Here is an 11619-nt window from a genome sequence, read left to right as displayed (position 1 = left end):
ACAGGTGCAGCCTTCTTGGCCGGAGCGGCCTTCTTCGCAGGTGCAGCCTTCTTCGCCGGTGCGGCGGCTTTCTTTGCCGGTGCGGCTTTCTTAGCCGGGGCTTTTTTCGCAGTTGCCATTGTTTTCTCCTTGATCAAGTTGCAAAGAGCACTTCATCCGATCTTGATGCCGGTGAAGTGATTCAGCGCCTTGGGGCCGTGTGGATGCATCCACGGCTGGCCCCAAGGTGTTGAATCCAGTGACAAAGCCCTCCCCGCAGTGCCGAGGCACCGAGAGGAGGGCTTTGAATGCTTGAAACGCATGTGATGGTTTGTAGGTGTGCAACGCGGCCCCGGGCCTTGGGAACATCAGTCCCAGGAGAGCGCCCCGCCGGACTGGTACTCGATCACGCGGGTCTCGAAGAAATTGCGTTCCTTCTTGAGGTCGATCATCTCGCTCATCCAGGGGAACGGATTCTCTTCGTTCGGAAACATGGGCTCCAGGCCGATCTGCGTGGCGCGCCGGTTGGCGATGTAGCGCAGGTAGCCCTTGAACATGGAAGCGTTGAGGCCCAGCACGCCGCGCGGCATGGTGTCCTCGGCGTAGCGGTATTCCAATTCCACGGCCTTGATGAACAGCGCCTTGATCTCGGCCTTGAACTCGGGCGTCCACAGCATCGGGTTCTCCAGCTTGATCGCGTTGATCAGGTCGATGCCGAAGTTGCAGTGCATGGACTCGTCGCGCAGGATGTACTGGTACTGCTCGGCGGCGCCGGTCATCTTGTTCTGCCGACCCAGCGCGAGAATCTGCGTGAACCCGACGTAGAAGAACAGGCCTTCCATGAGGCAGGCGAAAACGATCAGGCTCTTGAGCAGGGTCTGGTCGTCCTGCGGTGTGCCGGTCTTGAACGCCGGGTCCATGATCGCTTCGATGAAGGGGATCAGGAACTCGTCCTTGTCGCGGATCGACTGAACCTCGTTGTAGGCGTTGAAAATCTCGGACTCGTCCAGACCCAGCGACTCCACGATGTACTGGTAGGCGTGGGTGTGGATCGCTTCTTCAAATGCCTGGCGCAGCAGGAACTGGCGGCACTCGGGCGCGGTGATGTGGCGGTAGGTGCCCAGCACGATGTTGTTCGCGGCCAGCGAGTCGGCGGTCACGAAGAAGCCGAGGTTGCGCTTGACGATGCGGCGCTCGTCTTCGGTCAGGCCGTTGGGATCTTTCCAGAGCGCGATGTCGCGGCTCATGTTCACTTCCTGCGGCATCCAGTGGTTGGCGCAGGTGGCGAGGTACTTCTCCCAGGCCCACTTGTATTTGAACGGCACGAGCTGGTTGACGTCGGTCTTGCCGTTGATGATGCGCTTGTCGGCCACGTTGATGCGGCGCGCGCCCGGCGTGCCTGCGATCGCGGAAGAAACGGAGGAGAGGGGAGCGTCAGACAGTGACACTGGCACACCCGGCATGCTGGTTGCCAGGGGAAGAGGTGCGGGCTTCGATGAGGGAGTGACTTGTTCGTCCCAGGTCAACATATGTGTGTCCAATTCTGCGGATTATCGAAGTGTCGGCATGAAATGCAAAGGACTCATGCGCGACGGGCGTGCTTTGTGTTGCGGTGTCGCATCGAACGCGCGAGCTTCGACACCACAACACATCGGCACGGACGGGTTCTCATCACTGGCAGGCTTCACAACCGGGGTCGTCGATGGCGCAGAACTTGATGTCGGTTGCGGGTTCGACCATCGCTTCGCTGGTCGCGACCGGCGCACTCAAAGCGGCGTCGTTGCTGCCCATCGAAACGGCGTTGAGCTGACCGGTGCGCCCGGTCGACTTCTCGACCTGGGTGGCCGAGGTGGTGCGCAGGTAGTAGGTGGTCTTGAGACCACGCAACCACGCGAGCTTGTAGGTGTCGTCGAGCTTCTTGCCCGAGGCGCCGGCCATGTAGATGTTCAGACTCTGTGCCTGGTCGATCCACTTCTGGCGCCGCGCCGCGGCCTCCACCAGCCACAGTGGTTCCACTTCAAACGCGGTGGCGTAGAGCGCCTTCACTTCTTGCGGCACGCGGTCGATGGAGCGCAGCGAACCGTCGAAGTGCTTGAGGTCCATGACCATCACGTCGTCCCACAGGCCCAGGCGCTTGAGGTCCTTCACCAGGTAACTGTTGATGACGGTGAACTCGCCCGACAGGTTGGACTTGACCGAGAGGTTGCCGAAGCAGGGCTCGATGGAGGCGTCCACGCCGATGATGTTGGAGATGGTCGCGGTGGGCGCGATGGCCACGCAGTTGGAGTTGCGCATGCCGTCGGCGGCGATCTTTTTGCGCAGTGCGTCCCAGTCCAGGCTGCTGGAGCGGTCCACGTCCACATAGCCGCCACGCTCGCACGCCAGCAGGTCCAGCGTGTCGGTGGGCAGGATGCCCTGATCCCACAGCGAGCCCTTGTAGCTGGCGTAGCGGCCGCGTTCGCGGGCGAGTTCGGTGGAAGCCCAGTAGGCGTAGTAGCAAACGGCTTCCATCGAACGGTCGGCGAATTCCACCGCGTCGTTGGAGGCGTAAGGGATGCGCAGTTCGTACAGCGCGTCCTGGAAGCCCATGACACCCAGGCCCACCGGGCGGTGGCGCATGTTGGAGTCGCGCGCCTTTTTGACCGCGTAGTAGTTGATGTCGATCACGTTGTCGAGCATGCGCATCGCCGTCTTGATCGTGCGCTGCAGCTTCTCGTGGTCCAGAAGGCGGGAGCCTTCGGCGGAGCCGCTCTTGACGTGGTTGAGCAGGTTGACCGAGCCCAGGTTGCAGACGGCGGTTTCGGTGTCGCTGGTGTTGAGCGTGATCTCGGTGCAGAGGTTGGAGCTGTGCACCACGCCGACGTGCTGCTGCGGGCTGCGCACGTTGCAGGCGTCCTTGAACGTGATCCAGGGGTGGCCGGTCTCGAACAGCATCGAGAGCATCTTGCGCCACAGGTCGGTGGCGGGCAGCTTGCGGTAAGGCTTGATCTCGCCGCGCGCGGCTTTCTCTTCGTAGGCCACGTAGGCGCGCTCGAAGTCGGCGCCGAAGCGGTCGTGCAGGTCGGGCACGTCGTTGGGCGAGAACAGGCTCCACTCGCCTTTCTCCATCACGCGCTTCATGAACAGATCGGGAATCCAGTTCGCCGTGTTCATGTCGTGCGTGCGGCGGCGGTCGTCGCCGGTGTTCTTTCGCAGTTCCAGAAATTCCTCGATGTCCAGGTGCCAGGTTTCCAGGTAGGTGCAGACCGCGCCCTTGCGCTTGCCGCCCTGGTTCACCGCCACGGCGGTGTCGTTGACGACCTTGAGGAAGGGAACGACCCCTTGCGATTCGCCGTTGGTGCCCTTGATGTGGCTGCCCAGGGCGCGCACGCGGGTCCAGTCGTTGCCCAGGCCGCCGGCGAACTTGGAGAGCAGCGCGTTTTCCTTGATGGATTCGTAGATGCCATCAAGGTCGTCGGGCACGGTGGTCAGGTAGCAGCTCGAGAGCTGTGAGCGCAGCGTGCCGCTGTTGAACAGGGTGGGCGTGGACGACATGAAGTCGAACGAGGACAGCACCTCGTAGAACTCGATGGCGCGGGCCTCGCGGTCGATCTCGTTGAGCGACAGGCCCATGGCCACACGCATGAAGAAGGCCTGCGGCAGTTCGATGCGGCTCTTGCGCACGTGCAGGAAGTAGCGGTCGTACAGGGTCTGCAGGCCGAGGTAGTCGAACTGCAGGTCGCGCTCGGGCTTGAGCGCGGCACCCAGGCGGGTCAGGTCGAACTGCTGCAGCCGTTCGTCGAGCAGCTCGTTCTGCACGCCCTTCTTGATGAACTGCGGGAAGTAGTCGGCGTAGCGCGCGGCCATGTCGCTGGAGGGCACTTCTTCGCCGAGCACTTCCTTGACGATGGTGTGCAGCAGCAGGCGCGCGGTGGCGTAGGTGTAGTCGGGGTCCTTTTCGATCAGGGTGCGCGCGGCCAGGATGGAGGCCTTGTAGACCTCTTCGATCGGCACACCGTCGTACAGGTTGCGCTTGGTCTCGGCCACGATAGGGTCGGCCTTGACGTCTTTGCCAAGGCCCTTGCAGGCGTCCTCGATCAGGCCCTGCAGGCGGTTCAGGTCCAGGGGCACCCGCTGGCCGCCATCCACCACATGCAGCAGGGCTTCGGTGGGTTTGGCTTGCTCGGCCTGGTGGGCACGTTCCTGGGTGCGGCGCTCGCGGTACAGCACGTAGGCGCGGGCGACTTCGTGGTGGCCACTGCGCATGAGGCCGAGCTCCACGTGGTCCTGCACGTCTTCGATGTGGAAGGTGCCGCCGCCCGGACGCGAGCGCATCAACGCGCGCACCACCGTCTGCGTCAGCGTGTCCACGGTTTCGCGCACGCTGGCCGATGCGGCGCCTTGCGTGCCGTGCACCGCCAGGAAGGCCTTCATCAGGGCCACGGCGATCTTGCTGGGTTCGAAGGGGACGACCGCGCCATTGCGGCGAATGATCTGGTAGTTGGCAAACACCGGGCTGGCAGGAGCCTGCGCCGCGGCGCCGAAAGCGCCGGTGGCGGGCGTGGCAGAAGCGGAACTCAAAGGGGAGGGGGATTGGGCAGTCAGCATGGTTCCTCTTTCATTTGTTGTTGGTGGCCTGCCCCGGTGCCGTACGGCTGGGCAGGTGTGGGGCGGCCGGTTTTCAGGGCCGTATCGGGCGGTGTGCGGAGGCAGCGGACCGGGGGTCGGCGTGCCACGGCAGAAGGCCTGCGGTGTGAAATTCGCGGGTGCCGCGAAAGCACAGGGCACACTATATCTGGTGTGTAGGTGCCGTTCAAGCCACTACAGGTAGTGTTTGAAAAATAATGTGGATGCACCTGGATGGGGCTTTTCGGTGGGCGAAAAAACACCCATGACATCGGCTCGCATGTCGCAGGTTCCATGGCCCGGAACACACCGGATTTGCTGGAACCTTGTCGGAAAAACCCAGTGATTTCGAACCCTCTGGCCGGATTCCGGGCTGAAAGCCGCGTCGATGCAGACGATGAAGAATCGGCTGCGCTTGACGGTGCGCAGGCGGCTCAATCGTTGGCGGTGAGGACCCGGTCTGTGTCTTGGGGGAAACACCGAGGCGGCCAGCCCAGGCCCTGTCGCAGCCGCGCCCAGTCAAAGCCAGGCCCCGGGTCCTGCTTGCGTCCTGGTGCGATGTGTTCATGGCCCGCCACGTAGGCCACCGGATAGCGCGCGCGCAGGCTGGCGCACAGGCGGGTCAGCGTGAGGTATTGGGACGCTTCGAAGCTGTCACCCTCCAGGCCTTCGAGTTCGATGCCGATGGAGTCGTCGTTGCAGTTGTCGCGGCCCCGCCAGCACGATGCGCCGGCGTGCCAGGCGCGGGCATCGGCGTCGACGAACTGCACCAGTTCACCATCGCGCCGGATGAAAAAATGCGAGGACACTTCCATGCCCCGGATCTGCTCGAAATAGGGATGGGCCTGCCAGTCGAGCTGGTTGGTGAACAGCTGCTCCACCTGTGGCCCGCCATAGACGCCGGGTGGCAGGCTGATGGAATGGATGACGATCAGGTCGATGTGCGCGCCGTGTGGGCGCGGACCGAAATTGGGCGAAGGGCAATGCCGCGCCGCATCCAGCCAGCCACCACGCCAGTGCCACCGGGGGGGCGCGTGCCTGGCTTCAGCCCGCATCGTTGTCGTCCGAGGGCATGGCAATGCCGAGCCGCTGGATGCGGTAGCGCATCTGACGCAGGTTCAACCCCAGTCGGGCCGCCGCAGCGGTGCGGTTGTAGTCGGTTTCCTTGAGCGCCTGGAGCAACACCAGGCGTTCCTGCTGGTCCAGGTAGGTCTGCAGGTCCGTTGGAATGCCGGGGCTTGGCTGCGTGGGCGCGACGCAGGGGTCGACCTGTGACGGGGACTCGATGCTCGCCGGAATCGTGTCCAGTTCGGTGTCGCCGAAGTCGTCGGGCCCGATGGTGTGGCCACTGCTCAGCGCCAGGGCGCGCTGCAGCAGGTTTTCGAGTTCGCGCACATTGCCTGGCAGTTCACGCGACTGCAGCCATTGCAGTGCTGCAGCCGACAACCTGGGCACGGGTTGCCCGGTCTCGTCGCAGATGCGTTGCAGCAGCGCGTGGGTCAGCTCGGGCAGGTCTTCGCGCCGGTCGCGCAGCGCGGGGGTGCGCAGTTCGATCACGTTGAGCCGATAGAACAGGTCCTGCCGGAATTCCCCGGTCTTGACCAGGGCGGCGAGGTCGCGGTGGGTGGCACTGACCAGGCGCACGTCCACCGCCTCGTCCTGGACACCGCCGAGCGGGCGCACGCGGCGTTCCTGGATCACGCGCAGCAGCTTGGCCTGCATGGCCAGCGGGAGATCGCCGATCTCGTCGAGAAACAGGGTGCCGCCCTTGGCCGCCTGGAAGTAGCCTTCGCGGTCCTGCGTGGCGCCGGTGTAGGCGCCCTTACGCACGCCGAAGAACTCGGCCTCGATCAGGCTTTCCGGGATGGCGCCGCAGTTGACCGCGACGAGCGGGCCTGCGGCGCGGTGGCTGCACTCGTGCACCGCGCGTGCCACCAGCTCCTTGCCCGTGCCCGATTCGCCCAGGATCAGGACCGGGGCCATGCTGGTGGCCACCTTTTCGATGCGGCCCTTGATCTGCGCGATGCTGGGTGCATCGCCCACGATGCACGCCAGGGCGCGCACCCCAGCGGGCGGGGGTGGGGCGCTGCGCGGCTCGGCGGTGGGGGTGATCGTGGGGCGCGGGCCATCGGCCGCGGAGCCTGGCTGCAATGCCTCGGGCACATGGCGCTGGCTTTGTTGCGCGGCGGACACCGCGGCGCGCAGCTGTTTGAGGTCGACCGGTTTGGTCAGGTAGTCGAAGGCGCCGGTCTTGAGCGCTTCCACGGCGTTTTCGGCCGACCCGTAGGCGGTGATGACGATGCACTTTTCGGTACGCTGACTGGTGCTGAGTTCGCGCAGCAGTTCCAGGCCCAGACCGTCGGGCAGGCGCATGTCGGTGATGAGCACGTCGAACCGTCGCTGGGTCAGCCATTCGCGGGCCTGGGCCAGGTCCTGGGCCGAAACCACCTGGTGGCCTTCGCGCAGCAGCGTCAGCTCGTAGAGCGTGCGCAGATCGGGCTCGTCGTCGACGACCAGTACGGAGGCGGTGGCGGGGGTGGACATCTTGTGGCTCGGGTGTCAGCGGGGCGAACGGGGCGAACGGTGCGAACGGGGCAGATCACCCGGCAGGAGCGAGCCGGGCCGCGTGAGGCTGGGGAGCGAGTCGCCTGGGGGGTACGAGAGGCTTTGCTGGACCGGTTGGCGCGGCGCGTTGGCCGACGACGCCATGAGCACGTAGAACTCGTTGCCCTCGCGCTGGTCCAGCCGGCTGCGCTGGTAGGCGATCTGGGCGCCATACCGTTCGCACAGCTCGCGGCAGATGTAGAGGCCCAGACCGCTCGAACGGCTCTCGGAGGAGAAGAACGGCTCGAACAGGTGGCGCAGCACACCGGCCTCCAGCGGTGCGCTGTCGCTCCAGACCGACAGGCGGATGCGGTCGTTGCCGCTGGGCTGGGTGATGACCCGGATCGACGACGCGGTGCGGCTGGCGTGTTGCAGCGCGTTGTCGAGCAGGTTGATCAGCAGACGTCGCAGGTGATCGGGGTCGAAACCGACGTGGGCCGTGGGTGCGTGGGTGTGCACCCCCAATACGCGCTGGGCCTGGTTCTGCCGGATCCATTCGTGCGTGATCTGTCGCACCGTGTGGTCCAGCGGCAGCACCGGAGGGGCGGTATCGCCCTGGGTGGGCTGGACACGCGCGACGTTGAGGATGTCGTCCACGATGCGCGAAAGCCGCTGCGCGTTCTGTTCGATCATGCGGGTGAGCCGCTTCTGCCCGGCCTCCTGCACTTCTTCGTCCAGCAGGGCGTTGGCCTGGGTGATGGCCGAGAGCGGGTTGCGGATTTCGTGGGCCACGGCGGCCGACATGCGGCCCATGGAGGCCAGCTTCTCGGTGCGCACCCGGGCCTCGACTTCGCGCAGGTCTTCGAGAAACAGCACGCACAGCCCGCCGCGGCGCCCGCCTTGAGCGCTGGTCAGCTTCGTGCGGGCGAACAGCCGGTGGATGGTGAGTTCATCGAAGTCGATGCGGATTTCCGACTCCATCGGATGCCCGACCCGAAAGGTCTCGCTCACCAGCTTGGCCAGCCCTTCCCAGGCCGGTCGCGCCGAGAGCAGCAGCTTGGCCCCGTGCGGATAGTCCTCGCCCATGAGCATGAACTGGGCGGCTGGATTGGCGTTGCGCACCACACTGTGCGTGTCGACCACCAGCACACCTTCGCTCAGGCCTTCGATCACGAGTTCGTTGACCTGTGCCTGCGTGCGCGCCGCGGCCTGGCTGCTCAGGGCCAGGGCCTCCTCGCGTGCCAGGCGCAGCGCCAGCTGGTTGGCCAGCACGGCCACCAGAAAAAACCCGGTACCGGTCAGGCCCGATTGCAGAAAGCGCGGGGTGGACACCTCGCTGAGGACCGCAGCGCTCAGGGCGGCTTCGCCCAGCATGTACAGCGTGATGCTGGCGGCGGTCGCCAGCGCCAGCGTCAAAGACCCGAGAATGGCGGCCAGCAGCACGGGCAGCGCAAACAGAGGCGTGTAGTTGATGCCGCCTTGCTGAAAGTGCTGGAGCAGGGCGAAGGCCAGCAGGTCGACGCCGATGGTCAGCAGCCACTGCAACTGGAAAGGCTTGCCCAGCTCGGTGGGACGTGACCAGATCAGTACCGCCAGGGCGGCGCTCAGGTGCACGGCGCACACCATGACGAGCCAGTTGGGACCACCCGAGCCGGTGACCACCACGAAGACCTGCAGTGCCAACAGCACCGCCGCAATGAAAACCCGCGCCCGCATGAAGGCGCGCCAGAGCCTGAAGAAGGCGTGTTGCCGCTTCTCGCGGCTGCGTGCGCCGTGGCTCTCGAAGGCGGAAAGCCAGGAGGGCGCGAATTGGGAAGTGACGTCCCTGGCCATGTCAGTGGCCGGTGTGAGGCGTCACCGCGACGCCCCCTCGTGCAGTTGGCGGTGCTCGGCACTGCAATACGCGCCCAGCCGGCCGACGACCGCGTCGCTCTCGGGCAGGTGCGTGCCGCAGTGGGGGCACGCCACCATGACCATCGGGGTGCGCGAGGCTCTAGGTTTGGGCGGCGCGGGCGGTGTGCCCTGGTCCGACCCGATCTGGCGGTTGTTGCGCCAGATCCAGAAAGCCACGAGCAGCACGGCCAGAACGAGCAGGAATTTCATGGACAGATACCGTTCAGGCCCGCAGCAACACGACTTCGAGCACGAAGCGCGAGCCGACGTAGCCCAGCAGCAGCAAGCCCGCGGCTAGGTACAGCGTGCGCACGGCCATGCGGCCACGCCAGCCTAGGCTCCAGCGGCCCCACAGCAGGACACCCATGGTCAGCCAGGAGAGCACGGAGAACACGGTCTTGTGGTCCCAGGTCCAGCGGTGGTTGAGCGTCTCGGAAAACCAGCCGCCGGCCAGCAGCGTGGCGCTGAGCAGGGCAAAGCCGGCTGCCACGAAACGGAACGTCAGCCGCTCCAGCGTCAGCAGCGGCATGGGGGTTTCGGTGGCGGCGCCGCTGCGCATCGACTTTTCCGCCCGCTGCATTAGCCAGGCGTGCACCACCGCGGCACCGATCAGGCCGTAGGAGGCGATGCCCAGGGCCCAGTGCAGCGGCAGCCAGTTCGAGCGCAGCGCCGGGTACGGGGAGCCGGGGAACACCAGGGCGAGCAACACGGCCAGGGTTCCCAGCACGGCCAGCGTCCAGCGCGCACGCAGTTCGGGGTACAGGCGGCTCTCGACCAGGTAGACCGTGAGCACCAGCCAGGCCGTGACGGAGAGCGCTGGCGCAAAGCCAAAACGCACGGGTTGTTCGAGCAGGCCCGAGGCCAGCACCAGCAGGTGCAGCAGCCAGGCTGTCGCCAGCACGAAACGGGTCTGCCCGGGGCTCATGCGGGGGTGTGCCCAGGCCAGGACGGCGTACGACAGCGCCGCCACAGCCGAGAGCAGCGCAGCGGGGGGATTCGTCGCAAGGGCGGGCAGCAGGTTCATTGGGTCGGCGTCGGACGCAACGGGTGGGCGCAGGGCGCAGCTAAAATCAACACCACAGTTTAACGGCCCTGCCCGCAGCAGCCCCGAGGGGTTGCGGCCCACCCCCAGACACGCAGACCCCGCGGTACGACCCCGCAGCCTGCGCCACGGCGGCCCTTTTCACCACCCGAGCGCACCATGGCATCAGCCCTCTCCGACCGTCTCTCACGCATCGTCAAGGAAATGCGCGGCCAGGCCCGCATCACCGAGGCCAATGTCACCGACATGCTGCGCGAGGTGCGCATGGCCCTGCTGGAGGCCGACGTGGCCCTGCCCGTGGTGCGCGACTTCATCGCCCGCGTGAAGGAAAAGGCGCTGGGCCAGGAAGTGGTGGGTTCGCTCACTCCTGGCCAGGTGCTGGTGAGCGTGGTCAACCGGGAGCTCGCCGCCACCATGGGCGATGGCGTGGCCGACATCAACCTCGCGGCGCAACCGCCCGCCGTCATCCTCATGGCCGGCCTGCAGGGTGCCGGCAAAACGACCACCACCGCCAAGCTGGCCAAACACCTGATCGAGAAGCGCAAGAAGAAAGTGCTCACGGTGTCGGGCGACGTCTACCGCCCGGCCGCCATCGAGCAGCTCAAGACCGTGACCGCGCAGGCTGGGGCCGAGTGGTTCCCGAGCACGCCCGATCAGAAACCGGTGGACATCGCGCGCGCCGCGATCGACTACGCGCGCAAGCACTACTTCGACGTGCTGCTGGTGGACACGGCCGGTCGCCTGGCGATCGACGAGGCGCTGATGCGCGAGATCCAGGAGCTGCACGCGGTGCTCAAACCGGTGGAGACGCTGTTCGTGGTGGACGCGATGCAGGGCCAGGACGCGATCAACACCGCCAAGGCCTTCAGCGCCGCGTTGCCGCTGACCGGCATCGTGCTCACCAAGCTCGATGGCGACTCGCGCGGTGGTGCGGCGCTCTCGGTGCGGCAGGTGACGGGTGCGCCCATCAAATTCGCCGGCGTGTCCGAAAAGCTCGATGGCCTGGAGGTGTTCGACGCCGAGCGCCACGCCGGGCGCATCCTGGGCATGGGTGACATCCTCGCGCTGGTGGAACAGGTCACGGCCGGGGTTGACATGGCCGCGGCCCAGAAGCTGGCGGCCAAGGTCAAGAGCGGCGAGGGCTTCGATCTGAACGACTTCCTGGACCAGATCCGCCAGATGAAGCAAATGGGCGGACTCTCCAGTTTCATGGACAAACTGCCCAGCGCGATGGCGGCCAAGGCCAGCGAGGCCGATCTGAGCCGGGCCGAAAAGGACATCAAGCGCAAGGAAGGCATCATTTGCAGCATGACACTCAAGGAGCGCAGCCGCCCCGAGATCATCAAAGCCACGCGCAAGCGCCGCATCGCCGCCGGTGCGGGCGTGCATGTGCAGGAGGTCAACCGACTGCTCAAGGAGTTCGAGCAGATGCAGGGCATGATGAAAAAGATGAAGGGTGGCGGCCTCATGAAGATGATGAAGCGCATGGGCGGCATGAAAGGCATGCCCAAGTTGCCCGGCATGGGTTGATCGAAGTCAAACCCGATCATGGGTGC

General features: G+C 65.6%; 9 protein-coding genes. 2 read left to right on the top strand and 7 right to left on the bottom strand.

Annotated elements, in window-relative coordinates; translation table 11 throughout:
* Nucleotides 1–180: hypothetical protein (locus tag HTA01S_RS25715; RefSeq protein WP_176579528.1), on the top strand; the 180-nt coding region annotated here is incomplete at its 5' end.
* A gap of 167 nt (nt 181–347) precedes the next feature.
* On the opposite strand, the gene HTA01S_RS03990 is transcribed toward HTA01S_RS25715, so the two are convergent.
* The 7 genes from HTA01S_RS03990 to HTA01S_RS03960 all read right to left on the bottom strand — a co-directional run bounded on the left by HTA01S_RS03990 (nt 348) and on the right by HTA01S_RS03960 (nt 10045).
* Nucleotides 348–1508: a ribonucleotide-diphosphate reductase subunit beta gene (locus HTA01S_RS03990; protein WP_068167299.1), complete on the bottom strand. Its 1161-nt coding sequence runs from the start codon at nt 1506–1508 to the stop codon at nt 348–350.
* 142 nt (nt 1509–1650) lie between these two features.
* Nucleotides 1651–4566 (bottom strand): ribonucleoside-diphosphate reductase subunit alpha, encoded by a 2916-nt coding sequence (locus HTA01S_RS03985; protein WP_068167298.1) that lies wholly within the window; start codon nt 4564–4566, stop codon nt 1651–1653.
* A 452-nt stretch (nt 4567–5018) separates the two neighbouring features.
* The gene (gene ampD, locus HTA01S_RS03980) at nt 5019–5639 is read right to left on the bottom strand and encodes a 1,6-anhydro-N-acetylmuramyl-L-alanine amidase AmpD (protein WP_068167297.1); all 621 of its coding nucleotides are present in this window, start codon (nt 5637–5639) and stop codon (nt 5019–5021) included.
* Nucleotides 5629–7128: a sigma-54-dependent transcriptional regulator gene (locus tag HTA01S_RS03975; RefSeq protein ID WP_068167296.1), complete on the bottom strand. Its 1500-nt coding sequence runs from the start codon at nt 7126–7128 to the stop codon at nt 5629–5631. Before HTA01S_RS03975 ends, ampD begins: the two co-directional genes overlap by 11 nt.
* A gap of 15 nt (nt 7129–7143) precedes the next feature.
* Nucleotides 7144–8961, bottom strand: coding sequence for a sensor histidine kinase (locus tag HTA01S_RS03970; protein ID WP_068167295.1), 1818 nt, complete (start codon nt 8959–8961; stop codon nt 7144–7146).
* A 21-nt stretch (nt 8962–8982) separates the two neighbouring features.
* Nucleotides 8983–9231, bottom strand: coding sequence for a PP0621 family protein (locus HTA01S_RS03965; protein WP_068167294.1), 249 nt, complete (start codon nt 9229–9231; stop codon nt 8983–8985).
* A gap of 13 nt (nt 9232–9244) precedes the next feature.
* Nucleotides 9245–10045, bottom strand: a complete 801-nt coding sequence (locus HTA01S_RS03960; RefSeq protein WP_068167293.1) for a cytochrome C assembly family protein — start codon at nt 10043–10045, stop codon at nt 9245–9247.
* 177 nt (nt 10046–10222) lie between these two features.
* On the opposite strand from HTA01S_RS03960, the gene ffh reads away from it, so the two are divergent.
* On the top strand, nt 10223–11593 hold the full coding sequence (ffh, locus tag HTA01S_RS03955; protein ID WP_068167292.1) for a signal recognition particle protein: 1371 nt from the start codon (nt 10223–10225) through the stop codon (nt 11591–11593).
* The last annotated feature ends 26 nt before the right edge of the window (nt 11594–11619 follow it).

The sequence above is a fragment of the Hydrogenophaga taeniospiralis CCUG 15921 genome, assembly GCF_001592305.1.
GTDB classification, from domain to species: Bacteria; Pseudomonadota; Gammaproteobacteria; order Burkholderiales; family Burkholderiaceae_C; genus Hydrogenophaga; species Hydrogenophaga taeniospiralis.
This window is presented reverse-complemented; position numbering and strand designations above follow the sequence as displayed.